The organism is Pseudomonas nunensis (assembly GCF_024296925.1).
Lineage (GTDB): Bacteria > Pseudomonadota > Gammaproteobacteria > Pseudomonadales > Pseudomonadaceae > Aquipseudomonas > Aquipseudomonas nunensis.
In genome coordinates, this window is sequence record NZ_CP101125.1 from 2,138,923 (window position 1) to 2,154,577 (window position 15,655).

General features: G+C 59.9%; 16 protein-coding genes. 8 read left to right on the forward strand and 8 right to left on the reverse strand.

Going from position 1 to position 15,655, the window contains the following annotated elements:
* Positions 1 to 33 precede the first annotated feature (33 nt).
* Positions 34 to 972: a GlxA family transcriptional regulator gene (locus tag NK667_RS09595; RefSeq protein WP_054614514.1), complete on the reverse strand. Its 939-nt coding sequence runs from the start codon at positions 970 to 972 to the stop codon at positions 34 to 36.
* 182 nt (positions 973 to 1,154) lie between these two features.
* On the opposite strand from NK667_RS09595, the gene NK667_RS09600 reads away from it, so the two are divergent.
* The 3 genes from NK667_RS09600 to NK667_RS09610 all read left to right on the forward strand — a co-directional run bounded on the left by NK667_RS09600 (position 1,155) and on the right by NK667_RS09610 (position 4,019).
* Positions 1,155 to 1,751: a TetR/AcrR family transcriptional regulator gene (locus NK667_RS09600; protein ID WP_054614515.1), complete on the forward strand. Its 597-nt coding sequence runs from the start codon at positions 1,155 to 1,157 to the stop codon at positions 1,749 to 1,751.
* A 26-nt stretch (positions 1,752 to 1,777) separates the two neighbouring features.
* The gene (locus NK667_RS09605) at positions 1,778 to 2,455 is read left to right on the forward strand and encodes a type 1 glutamine amidotransferase domain-containing protein (RefSeq protein ID WP_054614516.1); all 678 of its coding nucleotides are present in this window, start codon (positions 1,778 to 1,780) and stop codon (positions 2,453 to 2,455) included.
* 109 nt (positions 2,456 to 2,564) lie between these two features.
* Complete coding sequence (locus NK667_RS09610; RefSeq protein WP_054614517.1) at positions 2,565 to 4,019, forward strand: aldehyde dehydrogenase family protein; 1,455 nt, start codon at positions 2,565 to 2,567, stop codon at positions 4,017 to 4,019.
* 157 nt (positions 4,020 to 4,176) lie between these two features.
* Here NK667_RS09610 and yghU read toward each other — a convergent pair whose 3' ends face one another.
* The 5 genes from yghU to NK667_RS09635 all read right to left on the reverse strand — a co-directional run bounded on the left by yghU (position 4,177) and on the right by NK667_RS09635 (position 9,532).
* Positions 4,177 to 5,016: a glutathione-dependent disulfide-bond oxidoreductase gene (yghU, locus tag NK667_RS09615; protein ID WP_054614518.1), complete on the reverse strand. Its 840-nt coding sequence runs from the start codon at positions 5,014 to 5,016 to the stop codon at positions 4,177 to 4,179.
* Between the two features lie 96 nt (positions 5,017 to 5,112).
* Complete coding sequence (locus NK667_RS09620; RefSeq protein ID WP_054614519.1) at positions 5,113 to 6,264, reverse strand: epoxide hydrolase family protein; 1,152 nt, start codon at positions 6,262 to 6,264, stop codon at positions 5,113 to 5,115.
* Between the two features lie 84 nt (positions 6,265 to 6,348).
* Positions 6,349 to 7,620: an NAD(P)/FAD-dependent oxidoreductase gene (locus NK667_RS09625; RefSeq protein WP_054614520.1), complete on the reverse strand. Its 1,272-nt coding sequence runs from the start codon at positions 7,618 to 7,620 to the stop codon at positions 6,349 to 6,351.
* Entirely contained in the window at positions 7,613 to 8,560 is a 948-nt protein-coding gene (locus NK667_RS09630; protein ID WP_054614521.1) for a dihydrodipicolinate synthase family protein, read from the reverse strand. The genes NK667_RS09625 and NK667_RS09630 overlap by 8 nt, the downstream gene beginning before the upstream one ends.
* Positions 8,561 to 8,605: 45 nt before the next feature.
* Positions 8,606 to 9,532 carry a 4-hydroxyproline epimerase gene (locus tag NK667_RS09635; protein WP_054614522.1) on the reverse strand — a complete coding sequence of 309 codons (927 nt, stop codon included), beginning with the start codon at positions 9,530 to 9,532 and terminating at the stop codon, positions 8,606 to 8,608.
* 171 nt (positions 9,533 to 9,703) lie between these two features.
* Between NK667_RS09635 and NK667_RS09640 the strand changes: the two genes are divergently transcribed.
* Complete coding sequence (locus NK667_RS09640; RefSeq protein ID WP_054614523.1) at positions 9,704 to 10,477, forward strand: AraC family transcriptional regulator; 774 nt, start codon at positions 9,704 to 9,706, stop codon at positions 10,475 to 10,477.
* Positions 10,478 to 10,502: 25 nt separating this feature from the next.
* On the opposite strand, the gene NK667_RS09645 is transcribed toward NK667_RS09640, so the two are convergent.
* Together NK667_RS09645 and NK667_RS09650 are read right to left on the reverse strand one after the other, a co-directional pair.
* Positions 10,503 to 11,210: an NUDIX hydrolase gene (locus NK667_RS09645; protein WP_054614524.1), complete on the reverse strand. Its 708-nt coding sequence runs from the start codon at positions 11,208 to 11,210 to the stop codon at positions 10,503 to 10,505.
* A gap of 1 nt (position 11,211) precedes the next feature.
* On the reverse strand, positions 11,212 to 11,757 hold the full coding sequence (locus tag NK667_RS09650; RefSeq protein ID WP_054614525.1) for an adenylyltransferase/cytidyltransferase family protein: 546 nt from the start codon (positions 11,755 to 11,757) through the stop codon (positions 11,212 to 11,214).
* Between the two features lie 183 nt (positions 11,758 to 11,940).
* Between NK667_RS09650 and NK667_RS09655 the strand changes: the two genes are divergently transcribed.
* The 4 genes from NK667_RS09655 (at position 11,941) to NK667_RS09670 (ending at position 15,433) form a co-directional block, all read left to right on the forward strand.
* A complete protein-coding gene (locus NK667_RS09655; protein WP_054614526.1) occupies positions 11,941 to 12,588 on the forward strand; it encodes a nicotinamidase in 648 nt (215 codons plus the stop codon).
* A 10-nt stretch (positions 12,589 to 12,598) separates the two neighbouring features.
* Positions 12,599 to 13,828, forward strand: coding sequence for a nicotinate phosphoribosyltransferase (gene pncB / locus NK667_RS09660; protein ID WP_054614527.1), 1,230 nt, complete (start codon positions 12,599 to 12,601; stop codon positions 13,826 to 13,828).
* Between the two features lies 1 nt (position 13,829).
* On the forward strand, positions 13,830 to 14,687 hold the full coding sequence (gene nadE, locus NK667_RS09665) for an ammonia-dependent NAD(+) synthetase (RefSeq protein ID WP_054614528.1): 858 nt from the start codon (positions 13,830 to 13,832) through the stop codon (positions 14,685 to 14,687).
* 92 nt (positions 14,688 to 14,779) lie between these two features.
* Positions 14,780 to 15,433, forward strand: a complete 654-nt coding sequence (locus tag NK667_RS09670; RefSeq protein ID WP_054050904.1) for a peroxiredoxin — start codon at positions 14,780 to 14,782, stop codon at positions 15,431 to 15,433.
* The last annotated feature ends 222 nt before the right edge of the window (positions 15,434 to 15,655 follow it).

Sequence of the window (15,655 nt, forward strand, 5' to 3'; positions counted from 1 at the left end):
ATCAATGCAAAGGTGAAACAACCGCGAGGTGCCTTACCCTGCGTTGAACAGCGCGGTTTGCATTGCCTGTGGCGCTTGTCCGAAGGCCCGCAAAAACGCCTGGCGCATGCGTTCGCGATCACCGAATCCGGTCGTCCTGGCGATGACTTCAATGGGATGGCGACCGGTCTCCATCATGATTCGCGCCGCTTCCACCCGCAGGCTCTCAATCGCCTTGGCGGGTGTTTTCCCGGTTTCTTCTCTGAATAAACGACTGAACTGGCGAGGGCTGAGCCGCGCCACGGCGGCGAGCGCTTCGACCGACAGATCATCCGTCAGATTCTCCCGTGCGTAGGCCATCGCCAACTGCACGCGATCAGATTTTGGGTCAAGTTCCAGCAGCGCAGACAGTTGGGAATGTTCGCTGCCACGGCGCTGATAGATCACCAGTTTGCGCGAGATCCGTCGGGCCAGGTCGCTGCCCAGATCGTTCTCGACCATGGCCAGCGTCAAGTCCAGCGCGGCGCTCATCCCGGCGCCGGTCCACACCTGGCCGTCCACCACGAACAGCTTGTTTTCCTCAAGGCGAATGTCCGGGTAGCGCTTCTGGAAGGCCGGCGCGTGAAGCCAATGCGTGGTGGCGCGCTTGCCGGCCAGCAAACCGGCTTCAGCCAGCACAAAGATGCCGGTGCACAGCGAGACCACCCGCCGCGATTGCGCGGAGGCGGCCCTGACGAATTCAAGCAGGCTGGTGTCCGGCAACTGGAACTCAAGGTAGCCGCTGACAATCAGGGTGTCATATCCCTCTGAGCGGATCGGCGTGCTGTTCACCGAAAAGCCCTGGGAAGACATGACGGCGCCGCCGGTTTCCGACACGAGATGAAATTCGTAGGCCGGTTCATCGTGCAGCAGGTTTGCACATTCGAATACCGAGCCTACGGACAGGCTCAGCGGTTGAAAATTTGGATAAATCACCAATGCAACGCTGTGCATTCCATCTCTCCAGGAGGCGACAAGTTGGTGATTGTCGGGGTTGGTCCGGCAAACGGCAACTGACATCGTGACAGCCATGTCCGGAATCCTTGCGGATTTGACATTGTGCAACTTTTGCCCGGCTCCTAACATTCAACTCAACGAGCTAGACGACTAGTCTACTCAGACAGTTGGATAGGAAGATGAACGTCAGCAAAAGTGTAAGGCAGCATATTCTCGATACTGCACAACTGATTGTGAGTCATAAAGGTTTTACCGCAGTGGGATTGAATGAAGTACTTCAGGCCGCCGATGTTCCCAAAGGCTCGTTTTATCATTACTTCAGTTCCAAAGATGCATTCGGTGTTGCGCTGCTGGATAACTACTTTGAAAGTTATTTGAACGACGTGCGGCAGATTTTTCAGGAACCGAAGGCGTCGCAACGTCAGAAGTTAATGCGGTATTGGCAGTGCTGGATCGACAACCAGACGCAGCAAACAGAGGCCGGCAAGTGCCTGGCCGTCAAACTCGGGGCCGAGGTGGCGGATCTTTCCGAACCGATGCGATTGGCCCTGGATCGCGGCACATCGCAAATCATCAGCGTGCTGGCCGCCGCGCTGGATCGCGGCATTGAAGATGGCTCGTTGACGATTGATGAAGCTCCCGAGCGCATGGCGCTGCGCTTGTACGCGTTGTGGCTGGGGGCGAGTGTCATGGCAAAGATAACCCTTACAACCGTTGCATTCGATGAAGCGATGCTGATGACGCGAACGTTGTTGGGATGCGCTGAACAAAACTGATAACCACACTCTCCGAGGAAGCACACATGAAAGTATTAATGGTATTGACCTCCCACGACCAACTGGGCAACACCGGCAAGAAAACCGGTTTCTGGCTCGAAGAATTCGCCGCGCCGTACTACGCCTTTACTGATGCGGGTGCTGAAGTGGTGCTGGCGTCGCCAGCTGGCGGGCAGCCACCGCTGGACCCGAAAAGTGATGAGCCCGACTTCCAGACCGAATACACCGCACGCTTCAAGGCCGACCCGGCGGCGCGGCAGGCCCTGGCGTCTACCGTGAAACTGGATTCGGTTTCGCAGGCGGATTTCGACACGGTGTTTTACCCAGGTGGTCACGGCCCGCTGTGGGATCTGGCGGAATCGAGCACATCCATTGCGTTGATCGAAGCCTTTGAGCGCGCTGGCAAACCCATCGGCTTCGTGTGCCACGCCCCGGGCGCCCTGCGTCACGTCAAGGCTGCCAACGGCGAGCCGTTGATCAGGAACCGCCGCGTCACCGGCTTCACCAACTCGGAAGAGGCTGGCGTTGGTCTGACTGAAGTGGTGCCGTTTCTCATTGAAGATGAATTCAAGGCACTCGGCGCCCAGTATGAAAAGGGCAGTGACTGGGCATCGTTTATTGTCGAAGACGGCCTGCTGGTCACCGGGCAGAATCCGGCAAGTTCCGAGGCAGTTGCAAAAGCACTGCTCAAGTTGCTGGCGTGATCTAACCCGCTAACACTTACTTTTCGAAAATTTATAAGTCACGTGCTGACGACTGGTTGGCACGTCGGCCAACTGTTTCCTGAAAAGTTAATATTTTGGAGTTGATGTCATGAGTAACCTGTCGCGCAGCATTGCGCCGGCCAATCTGTTTGAAGGTCCTTATTATCTGAGCATTGCCGGCGAACTTGTCGAGACGAAAGATTCATTCGCAGTAATAAATCCAGCAACAGGTTTAGTATTGGCTAACGCGCCTGCGGCAACTTCCGAACAACTTGACCAGGCCGTGACGGCGGCCAAGTCTGCGTTCAAGCGCTGGTCGCTTCTCAGTTACGACGAACGCCAGAGCTACCTGAATGCCTATGCCGACGCACTGGAAGTTCACCGCGATGAACTGGCCCGTTTGCTGACGTTGGAGCAGGGTAAACCGCTCAAAAGCGGAGCCGAGCCGGAAGTCGATCAGTCGATTTCATGGATTCGCCAGATTGCCGCCCGACGCATTCCAGTCGAAATCCTTGAAGACACCGACAGCCACATTGTCGAACTGCACCACACGCCGCTGGGCGTGGTTGGCGCGATCACACCGTGGAATTTCCCGGTGCTGCTGGCGCTGTGGAAGGTCGCCCCGGCGTTGCTCACCGACAACACCATGGTGATCAAGCCTTCGCCGTTCACGCCGCTGACCACGCTGCGCTTTGGGCAAATTGCGCAATCGGTATTCCCGCCGGGCGTGTTGTCGATTGTCTCCGGCGGCAATGAACTCGGGCCGCAAATGACGGCTCACCCGGACATCGCCAAGATCAGCTTCACCGGCTCGACGGAAACCGGCAAGCACGTGATCCGCTCGGCTGCCGGCACCGTCAAGCGCCTGACCCTGGAAATGGGCGGCAACGACGCCGCCATCGTGCTGCCCGATGCAGACTGGAAAGCCGCCATCCCCCAGCTGTTCTGGGGCGCGATTGGCAACTCAGGCCAATGGTGTGTGGGCATCAAGCGCCTGTACATTCACCGGTCGTTTCACGAAGAGTTCGTCGCGGCATTCGTCGAGTACGCCCGCCAACAGAAGCTCGGCGACGGCCTCGATCCGGACGTGACGATTGGGCCGATGCAAAACAAGATGCAGTTCGACAAGGTCCGCACCTTCCTCGACGACATCAAGGCCAACGGGCAGAAGATCGTGCTGGGCGGCGAGGTGGACGAGGGGCGGCCGGGTTATTTCATTCCCGTGACGGTGGTGGACAACCCGCCGGAGAACTCGAAAATCGTTCAGGAAGAACAGTTCGGCCCGATCGTACCGATCATCGTGTATGACGAGGTGGACGATGTGATCGAGCGCGCCAACGACAGCCCGTTCGGCTTGGGCGGCTCGGTGTGGGGACGCGATACCCGGTTGGCCGTGGCGGTGGCGAATCGCCTGGAGACCGGCATGGTGTGGGTCAACGAGATGCACACCCAAGGCGTGGACATCCCGTTCGGCGGCCACAAACAATCCGGCGTGGGCACCGAGGGCGGGCATGAAGGTCGGCTGCTGTTCACCAACCCGAAAACGCTGCTGATCAAGAAGTAAATCGGCAGCCGTTCCCGACGGTGTAAACGAGAAATCCCGGAGACATTCACGTGTCCGGGATTTTTCAGATTCTCGGTCAAAAATAGATGACATTGCTTGAACTCATGGCGCCAGCGGCCGAATCGAGTGAACCCGATCCGGCCGCCGAACTGATCGGCTAAGCCAAATCATCAGCCGCGTGCCGCTCAGGCACCTGGCTCGCCTCATCGCCCCACGTGCGGTTGACTCGCTGGCCACGGATCACCGCCGGCCGATTGGCAATCTCTTCCGCCCAGCGCTGCACATGGGTGTATTCGTGGGCCGACAGAAACTCCGCCGCCGAGTACACGTTGTCTCGCACCAATTGGCCGTACCAAGGCCAGACCGCAATATCGGCGATGGTGTAGCTGTCACCGGCCAGATAAGGGCTTTCGGCCAGACGACGATCGAGCACATCCAGCTGACGCTTGGCCTCCATGGTGAAGCGGTTGATCGGGTACTCAAGCTTCTCCGGCGCGTACGCGTAGAAATGCCCGAAACCGCCGCCCAGGTAAGGCGCCGCGCCCATCTGCCAGAACAGCCAGTTCAAGGTTTCGGTGCGTCCCGCCAGATCGCTGGGGAGGAAGGCGCCGAACTTTTCCGCGAGGTACAGCAGGATCGAACCGGACTCGAAGACACGAATCGCCGGCTCCACGCTGCGGTCCAGCAAGGCCGGGATTTTCGAGTTGGGATTGATCTCGACAAAACCGCTGGAGAACTGGTCGCCCTCATTGATGCGGATCAGCCAGGCGTCGTATTCGGCTTCGCTATGCCCGAGCGCCAGCAGCTCTTCAAGCAGGATGGTGACCTTCACGCCATTGGGCGTGGCCAACGAATAAAGCTGCAACGGATGCTTGCCGACGGGGAGTACTTTTTCATGGGTCGGCCCGGCGGTCGGGCGGTTGATGCTGGCGAATTGTCCGCCGGATGGGGCGTTGTTTTTCCAGACCTTGGGAGGTACGTAAGACGCTTTGCTCATGAGACGAACCTTATGGGTTACTGACTGTGATCACGAGAACGTGGATGAACAGTTCTCGTAGCGAACAGGCTTTTTTACTCGGCACGCCTGCAAAGATCAACGCAGCGGTCGAAAGAACGCGCGGATATCCTCGGCCAGCAACTGTGGTTGTTCCATCGCGGCGAAGTGCCCGCCCTTGGGCATCGTGGTCCAGCGCTGCAGGTTAAAACAGCGCTCGACCCAACTGCGCGGCGGCATCGGCAGTTCGGCGGGGAACAGCGCCACGCCGGTGGGCGGTTGCACCAGTTCCCCGGAGGCAAACGCCAGCGGACGAGCGCGACCTTCGACATACGGTCGCAGCGACGAACCGATGCTGCCGGTGAACCAGTAAACGCTGATGTTGGTCAGCAGCGCGTCGAGGGCCACGGCGCGTTGCAGATCGCCGGAGCCATCGGTCCACGCCTGGAATTTCTCGACGATCCATGCCGCCAATCCGGCCGGCGAATCGTTGAGGCCGATGGCCAGCGACTGCGGCTTGGTGCCGTGGAGTTTGGCGTAGGCGCCCTCGGCGTCGGCAAAGGCTGCGCCACGATCGAGAAAAGCTTGTTCTTCTGGGGAGATCGGCGGCTGGTCCGGACCCAATGGCGGGCGATAGGAGCCGGGCACGTAGTTCAGATGAATCCCGCTGATCTGCTCGGGGAAACGCCGCCCCAGCCAGGTCGAGACCCCGGCGCCCAGATCGCCGCCCTGAGCGCCAAATCGCTCATAGCCCAACCCGGCCATCAGCGTCGCCCACAATTCGGCCACTTCATACGGGCCAACACCTTTATGTTTCGGCGCAGGCGAGAACGCAAAACCCGGCAGCGACGGCACCACCACATGGAACGCATCCGCCGCGTCGCCGCCATGGCTGGCCGGGTCTGCGAGCAAGGGGATCAGGCGCTGCATCTCCACGAACGAACCCGGCCAGCCGTGGGTCAGGATCAAAGGCAGCGGCGCGGGTCCGGTGCCGGGTTGATGAACGAAATGCACCGTTTGCTCGCCGATTTGGGCGAGGTATTGCGGCAATTGATTGAGCTGCGCTTCCTGGGCACGCCAGTCAAAACCCTCGGCCCAGTGCGCGAGCAACGACTGCAAAAAACCCAGCTCCGTGCCCTCGCTCCAGCCCTGGCCGTCGATGGATTCCAGCCAACGGGTACGCCGCAGACGCTGGTGCAAATCGGCGATGTCAGCGTCGGGGATGGCGATCTTGAACGGCTGGAGCTGCATGGGCGGTCTCACTCCTGAGAGGGGATTAAAGTTGTCCGTAACTTACGCCAATTTGCGCGTTGTGATCACGCAGAGGTTATTTACTCAAAAACGATCCAGCCTGTAAGGCCGGATGGCCGGCAATTCATGGGATGTGGCGATGGCCCCGGGCGCAGCGATTTGAGCAATAAGCTCAGCCGTCACCGCCGCCTGCGTCAGCCCCAAATGCTGGTGACCAAAAGCAAGCAACACTTTGCCATCGCACACCCGGTCGATGATCGGCAGGGAGTCCGGCAAGGACGGGCGAAAGCCCATCCATGGCGTGGCCGCTTCCGCGCTCAGGTCACGGCTGAACAAGCCTTGGCTCAGGCGATGCAATTGCCAGGCGCGTTGCATGCTCGGCGGGCTGTCGAGGCCAGCGAATTCGACGGTGCCGGCCAACCTCAAGCCATCGGTCATCGGCGTCATGATGAACTTGCGTTCCAGTGAGGTGACGGCGAACGGCAGGCGATCATGCTCGTGAGGCAACATCAGGTGATAGCCGCGTTCGGTGTCCAGCGGGACTTTCTTGCCGGTCAGCGCTGCGGTGAGTTTCGCCGAGTGGGCACCGCAGGCGATCAGGACCCGGCGGGCGGAGAGGTGGCCTTGGTTGGTGATCAGCGAGACACCGTGCTCGTTCAGGTGTCCGCCCTGGACTTGTTGCTTGAGGAATTGCACGCCGCTGGTTTTGGCAGCGTGCACCAGTTCGCCAACCACGCGAAAGGGGTCGAGAAAATGCCCGGTGCTCGGGAAGAACAATCCGCCCTGAATCCGCTCGCTGAGTTGCGGGGCCATGGCGCTTACGGTCTTGGCTTGCCAGTAATCGACGGGCACTTCCTGCTGGCGCATGCGTGCTTGCAGTGCTTCGATTGCCTGACGCGAGTCGGCGTGCTCGAACACCAGCAATGAGCCATCCTCCCTCATCAAGTCCGGACGGGCGATGTCCTCCAGCAACCGACGCCAGGCGCCAAGGCTGCTTTCGTTGAGCGCGCGGATGCCGGCCACGGTGCGCTGGAAGGGCGCCGGGCGCAGGTTCAGTAGCAGCCGCGTAAACCAGGGCAGGGCGCGAGGCAGGTATTTCCAGTCCAGGCGCAACGGTCCCATCGGGTCCATCAACATGGCGGGCAGGCGCTTGAGGATCGACAGGTCGGCGATGGGAAACACCTGCTCGGTGGCCAAGTGCCCGGCGTTGCCGAACGAGGCGCCATGACCGGGTTCCTGTTGATCGATGACCACCACCCGCAGCCCTTGGCGTGACAGTCGCAAGGCGCAAGCCACGCCGATGATGCCGGCACCTATGACCGCAATGTCGGGACACTCAGCGGCGCGATCAGACATCGTTCTGCTCGGTCGACCAGTGTTCGTACCACTGGCGGAACAGTGCGTACTGGTTCTCGGCGTAACGACGCTGGGCAGCGCTGAGCACATCGGTGTCGTTGAAGTGCAGGGTGTATTCCTTGTCGCCGTTGAGCACCATCAAGTGCTTGTAATAGAGCACCAGGTCGCAGCCTTCATCGAACGACGACAACACGGATAATGCCGATTCCAGTTCCCGGGCCAGGCGACGAGCCTTGGCATCACCGTTGGCCGCTTGCTTGCTCAGGGCCACCAGTTGCAGCACTTCACGCGGCAGGGCATTGCCGATGCCGGTGATGGCGCCGGTCGCGTTGCAATTGACGAAACCGTGCACGACTTGCGTATCGACACCGACCATCAAGGTGACGTTATCGTCCTGGGAGGTGATGTTTTCAGCGGCGTAGCGCAGGTCTGCGGCACCGCCAAACTCCTTGAAGCCGATCAGGTTCGGGTGTTCGCGGCGCAGTTCGAAGAACAGCTCGGCACGGGTGGCAAAGCCGTAGTAAGGGCTGTTGTAGATCACCGCCGGCAGCTTCGGCGCGGCATTCAGGATGGCGGCGAAGTGGGCTTTTTGCGCGGTTGCCGAGGCGCCACGCGACAGCAGGCGCGGGATCACCATCAAGCCGTGGGCGCCGACTTTGGCGGCGTGGGCCGCATGGGAAATTGCCTCGCGACTGTTCACGGCGCCGGTGCCGACGATGGTCGGAACACCCGCAGCCACCAGGCGTGCCACGCCTTCCTGGCGTTCGGCTTCAGTCAGCAGCGGCCAGTCGCCCATGGAGCCGCAGTACACGACCGCACTCATGCCGATATCAATCAGTTCCCGAGCCTTGGCCACCAACTTGTCAAAGTCCGGTTTGCGCTCGGCGGTGCACGGGGTCATCAGGGCAGGGATGCAGCCAGTGAAAATGTTACCGCTCATGGTGATCACTCCAGAATTATTGAGAGGGAAGTGCCGCGTGGTCGCTCAAATGCCCCACGCGAAAGGATCCTGTTCGTCGATCAGCAGCGTGCTGTCGGCGGTCATGAACGCCTGGCCGGTAATGAACGGGCGGACGCGCTCGCCTTCCCATTCGTAACTGCCGATGAACTGGCTGTCGGTGATGCTGGCCTGGACCCAAGGCTCACCGGCGGCGAGTTTTCCATCCGCCGCCAGACACGCGAGTTTGGCGCTGGTGCCGGTGCCGCACGGCGAGCGGTCGTAGGCTTTGCCGGGACACATGACAAAGTTGCGGCTGTCGGCCTGATCGTCGTCGGCAAACAACTCGACATGGTCGATGACCGCGCCGTCTTCGCCATGGATGCCTTGGGCCTCCAGGGCCTTGAGCATCGCCCAGGTGTATTCGGTCAGGGCTTCGACGTTGTCGAGTTGCAGCACTTTTGCGTGATCGGACACCAGGAAGAACCAGTTGCCGCCCCAGGCGATATCGCCGTACACACGGCCATGTCCCGGAACGTCGACCGGCACCTGTTGGCGGTGGCGATAGGCGGGCACATTGCGCACGGTCACTTTGCCGTCGTCGTGCAACGTGGCGCTGACCGGGCCGACGGGCGTGTCGATCTTGTGCACGCCGGGCTTGATATACCCCAGGTAATGCAACGAGTTGACCAGGCCGATGGTGCCGTGACCGCACATGCCGAGGTAGCCGGCGTTGTTGAAGAAGATCACGCCGCAAGTGGCGTCCGGCGACACCGGTTCGCAATACAGCGCGCCGACCAATACATCGTTGCCGCGCGGTTCCAGCAGGCAGGCACGCCGCCAGTGGTCATGCTCGTCGCGCAGGGCATCGCGTTTCTCGACCATGCTCTGGCCGGTCAATTGCGGAAAGCCACTTATCACAAGGCGCGTCGGCTCGCCGCCAGTGTGAGAGTCAATGACATGAACCAGTTTCATAAACCTTTCCTTGAGGAGTGCGCAGGCAATGGCCATAGCCTGGACTTGGCGCCACGCGGGCGATTGATCTTTTCAGTGGGTGCGGATGACGAAATCAGCACAATGCAGGAGTGCTCGACACTGCACCCGCGACGGGGCAATCTCGGGTCGGGTATTGAGAGGGTGAAACTGATGACGCAGAACGCGTTGGCGATGTTGTGCCAGGGGAGCGAGGGGAATCGCCCCGAAACCATCGAAGCATTATTGGCCGGCGTGGCACCGCTGTTGCCGATGCTGGACGTGATTCCGAACGCGACGATTTTTATCAAGGACGTCCAGGCGCGCTACGTCATGGCCAACCGGGCGCTGGTGCAGCGCTGTAACTTGAAACAGCTGCATTCCTTGCTCGGGAAAACCAGCGCGGAGGTTTTTCCAGCACAGTTAGGGCCGGGTTATACCGAGCAGGATCGACGGGTGCTGGAGCAAGGACTGGTGCTGGAAGATCAGCTGGAGCTGCACTTGTACGGCAGCCGCGAGCCCGGTTGGTGCCTGACGCACAAGCGACCGCTGTTCAACCACAACGGTGAAATCATCGGCCTGGCGGGCATCTCGGTGGATTTGCAATCGGCCAGCGACACGCACCCGGCGTACCAGCGTCTGGCGGCCGTAGACGAATATATCCGCACGCATTTCAATCGACGTGTCACCTTGGCCGAACTGACGCGGATCGCCGGCATTTCCGTGGCGCAACTCGAAAGGTATTGCAAGCGGGTGTTCCACCTGACGCCACGGCAGATGATCCAAAAGGTTCGTCTGGAACACGCGCATCGTTTGCTGCACACCGACATTCCCATCACCGAAGTCGCGTTGCAGTGCGGCTACACCGACCACAGCGCGTTCACCCGCCAGTTCAAGGCGTTGACCGGGTTTACGCCGCGTCAGTATCGGCAGGCCACCGGAGATTAACGTTAGATACGCCTGTTGACGAAACTCACTCCAAAAAGCTTCGATCAAACAGGTACAGGCTGGCAGGCTTGAGATTCTCCACGGTGGCTTGCGGCCGGCCACCGTCACCGCTCTTTTTGCGCCCGGTTTCCTGCAGGTAGCCAGCCTCGGCCATTTTCAACAAACGCTGACGAATGCTGGTCTTGAGTACGGGGCGCTCGAGCACCAGCGAGAAGATGTTCACCGCTTCCGGCGCGCTGAATTCACTGCCGAGGAACATCAGCGGCAGGCTGCTGTAGAGGGCTTTCGACAGCAGTCGTTCCTGCACGGCGGCCACCAGGCTGTTGTGGTCGAACGGCAGTTTTGTCGAGGCGTCCGCCACCTCCTTGAGCGAAAAAAACTTCTGATGCTCTGCGAGCGGTACGTCTTCGCTGACGATGGCGAGATAGAACGTGGAAGACGACCAGCAGCGCGGATCGCGGAACGCATCGCCAACGGTGCCGACCTGTTCGATCCAGGCCAGCGGCATGCCGACCTTGTTCGACTGGCGCAAACGCTCGACGGCATCGCCCAGAGTCAGGTCTTCGACACCGCCGTTGACCACGATTCCGGGCAGCGCCCAATGGCCGGCGAATGGCTCGGCTTCCCTGCGGTTCAAAAGAATTTCAAGCGCCTGGGTTGCCCGGCAGTAGCGCAGGACGCAGAGGTCGATGGTGTGCAGGTAGGCACTGGCGTGGGCGATGCGGTCTGGCATGTCAGTTTCCGTGAGCAGCGTAGAGATCGTAGTTTACCGGGTTCATGCCCGGAGCCAGCCATTGACTGGGCAGTGACTCGCCCAAGGCCAGGCGTTCGCGTATTTGCGTGCTGTGGACCTGGATTTTTTCCTCCACGCAGAGGATAGAAAAACGCTCCAGCAATTGCGCGCCGCGATAGAACGTGGGTAACAGCCGTGCCACGTCCTGACCCACCACCAGCGCAATCTGTTTGCCGTCCAGGGCCAGGCTGTCAGCGAGGTGGGCGAGCAGGGTGTAGCTGTAAATCGGCCCTTCGACGCTGCGCGCCACGTCCTGTTCGACTCGACTCGCACACAGTTCGGCGTGGCACAGCGGCTGCACATGTTCAACGATCGACTCCAACCATTCCAGGCGAAGCGCGTAATCGGCCATGCGTTTGCCGTAGGGGTGCCTGAAGCTAGGGGCGACCCATACGCGCCGGGCCTGGGTTGATGCCTCGATCATCGCCTGGGCATGACCGGCGTGCGGCGGATTGAAGGCGCCGCCATAAAGGGCAATCTCAAACATGGCTGATCTTCCTGATTGGTACATGACGTGTACCTTATCATCAAAATTTCTTCAGGCGAAACACTGCGTCATTCTTTCTTTTCCTGCGCATAAAGATTGTTGAACGAAATTATTTTCAGAAAGCGGCTTGTCTTGTAAGTACATGACGTGTACCTTTCGATCCATGCAAAGGAGAGACACGACATGAACAGCCTGACCGTGAAAACCGCTTCCTTCGATGTTGATGCACAAAAGAGCTTTACGCCGTTGTGCCCTGATGAACTTCCTGTCACCGGAGGGGACCAGATTGGCGGCGAGCTGAACTTCATGGCCTCCCTCGGTAGCCTGCGTGTCGGCAGCAAGGATGCGCATTCGCCGCACGCCCCTTGGGTGGTTGCGCAGCACTCGCAAATGCTTCAGCCGACCGGTCTTGAGCACGCCGACGTGACGTGGGTCAGCCATTGCGTCCCCGGCACTGAAGGCTTTGGTTTGCTGGACGAGTTGCCGACCCCTTACGACTACGACTACTTCGTGTGGAAGGGCGTCGAGCCGGACCTTCACCCCTACGGCGCCTGTTACCACGACCTGCACGGCAAGTTGTCTACCGGCGTCATCGAATACTTGAGAAGCCGGGATGTGCAGCAGGTCATCGTCGGTGGCCTGGCCCTGGATTTCTGCGTCAAGACCACCGCGCTGCAACTCGCGGCGGCCGGTTTCAAAGTGATCGTGCATCTTCCGGCCTGTCGGGCCATCAGCGAGGAGGGCGCCACCCAGGCCATTCAAGACATGCTACAGGCGGGCATCGCGGTTGCCGCGACTCGCGAAGCCACCGCCCAATGGGCAAGCGCATAAGGATATCAACATGGACAGTGCATTCGATTCAGGCAATGGCATGATCCAGAGTCTTCTGGACACCGATTACTACACCTTCACCATGATGCAGGCGGTCCTGCACCAACACCCGAATGTCGAAGTGGAATACCAGTTCATCGTGCGCTCCAAAGAGCGGCTCGGGCACTTGATCCCGCAGATTCGCGAAGAGCTGGAGAAGCTCGCCGGACTGCAATTGCGCGAAGGTGAACAGCGGTTCCTGTTCAACAAGCGTTTCCGCGAGTACCTGACACCGGACTTCGAACAGTTTCTGGGGCTGTTCCGCTTCAATCTGCGCTACATCCATGTCTCGGAAATCGATGGCCAACTGAACATCCGCGTTCGCGGTCCGATGCTGCATTGCATCATGTTCGAGCAGCCGGTGCTGGCGATGGTCAGCGAGTTGCGCAACCGAGAGAAGTACCCCGAAGTCGAGCTCGCCGACGTCACTCGCCAGCTGTACCGGAAGTTCGAATGGCTGGAGAAAAATGCCAGTCGCGAAGAACTCGCCGAGTTGCGTGTCTCGGACTTCTCGACCCGTCGGCGCTTGTCGTTCCGGGCCCAGCGTGAAGTGGTGAACGTGATGCGCAGTGATTTCCCCGGTGTTTTTGTCGGCACCAGCAACGCTCACCTGGCGTATGAATTCGACTTGCCACTGATCGGCACCATGGCCCACCAATGGCTGATGGTGCACCAGCAACTCGGGCGGTTGCGCGAGAGCCAGAACGCCGCGCTGGAAAATTGGGTGCACGAGTACCGTGGCCGGCTCGGTATCGCACTGACCGATTGCATCAGCACCGATTTCTTTCTCAAGGATTTCGACCTGTACTTCGCCAAGCTCTACGACGGTCTGCGCCAGGACTCCGGTGACCCGATTGTCTGGGCCGACAAGGTACTGGCGCGCTACAAGGAACTGGGCATCGACCCACGTACCAAGGACTTGATGTTCTCCGACGGCCTGAACTTCGAAAAATGCCTGCCGATCCTGCGTCACGTTCGCGGCAAGGCAAAATTCGGGTTCGGCATGGGCACCAGCCTGGCGTGCGATGTCGAGGGTGTCGAACCGTTGAGCATCGTGATGAAACTGGTACGGGTTCACGGTGAGCCGGTGGTGAAGTTCTCCGACGATCCGATCAAAAACGTCTGCGAAGACGCCTCGTTCCTGCGCTACGCCGCCCAGGTGTTCAACGTGACCCTGATCAATCCACAACTGGGAGCCTGATATGACTACGCAACGGCAAGGCACCATCGCCCGGGAATTAGGCATCAACCGTCAACTCACAAAGGGTGGCGAGTCCGCGGAAATCGCACGGCGTATCGACTTTATCAAACAGGTGTTGCGCGACTCCGGTTGCAAGGCGCTGGTACTCGGTATCAGCGGCGGCGTTGATTCGCTCACGGCTGGGCGCCTGTGCCAGTTGGCCGTGGAGCAACTGCGCGACGACGACTATGACGCGCGCTTTATCGCTGTGCGCCTGCCTTACAAGACTCAGGCCGATGAGCGCGACGCCCAGGCTTCCCTGGATTTCATCCGGCCGGACTTGATCACCACCAGCAATATCGCCGCGTGCGTTGACGGACTGATGGCCAGTATCGCCATCGACGGCTTGCAGCCCAGCGCCGAACTCGTCGATTTTGCCAAAGGCAACGTCAAGGCCCGGGCCCGGATGCTGGCGCAATACGCGATTGCCAACTTCAGTAACGGGCTGGTGGTCGGCACCGATCACAGCGCGGAAGCGTTGATGGGGTTCTTTACCAAATTCGGCGACGGAGCCTGCGACCTGGCGCCACTCTCGGGCCTGACCAAGACTCAGGTGCGGCTGCTGGCCGATGGACTGGGCGCGCCGGATTATCTGGTGCGCAAGGCGCCGACGGCGGACCTCGAAGATCTGGCGCCGGGCAAACTGGATGAAGCCGCGTACGGCTGCACTTACGAGGAGATCGACGCCTACCTGATGGGCGAAACAGTATCGCCGCAGGCACGGCAGATCATTGAAGGCGCTTACCTGAAAACCGCGCATAAGCGCGCACTGCCTCGCGCCCCTGTTACCGACAATCCAACGGTAACCGGCATGTCTTGAACCGTCTCCTATACTGTCTCGCGTCGACAGGTTCAACGCAGTTCCTGAACGCCGTTGAACTTCCCTCTGAACTCACAGTAAGGAGAACGAACATGGCAATCCGCATAGGCGACGAAGCACCGGATTTTACCGTCGAAAGCACCGAAGGCACCCTGCATTTCCACGAGTGGATCGGCGACAAGTGGGCGATTCTGTTCTCGCACCCCAAGGACTTCACCCCGGTGTGCACCACTGAACTCGGTTACATGGCCGGCCTCAAGCCTGAGTTCGACAAGCGCAATACCAAGGTGGTCGGACTCAGCGTCGACCCGGTCAGCAACCATGCGAGCTGGGCCAAGGACATCGAGGAAACCCAGGGGCATGCGGTCAACTATCCCATGATCGGCGACGAAAACCTGGTGGTGGCCAAGCTCTACGACATGATCCATCCGAACGCCAGCGGCGGTAACCGGACCGCAGTGGACAACGCCACCGTGCGCTCGGTGTTCATCATCGGCCCGGACAAGAAGGTCAAGGCGATGCTGATCTACCCGATGAGCGCCGGGCGCAATTTCGATGAAGTACTGCGCCTGCTCGATGCCCTGCAATTGAATGCCAAGCACACCGTCGCCACGCCGGTGAACTGGCGGCCGGGTGAAGACGTGATCATCCCGACGTCGGTCTCCGATGAAGACGCGCGCAAGAAATACCCGGATGGCTTCAGGACGGTGAAACCGTATCTGCGCACGGTGGCGCAACCGAAGTAATCCGCCCCAGGCTTGAAAAATGGATCTGTGAAAACAGGTCCATTTTTTTTGCCTGATCAAGGCGTGCTTGAGTCGAGCACACTTTGCGAAGCGATATACATCCCATGTGGGAGCGGGCTTGTGTGGCGAGGGGGCTTGCCCCCGTTGGGTCGCGAAGCGGCCCCAAAACCTGCAGCTGTGATATGTCAGGCAAACGGAGTGAATTGTTCACGACTGCTTCGC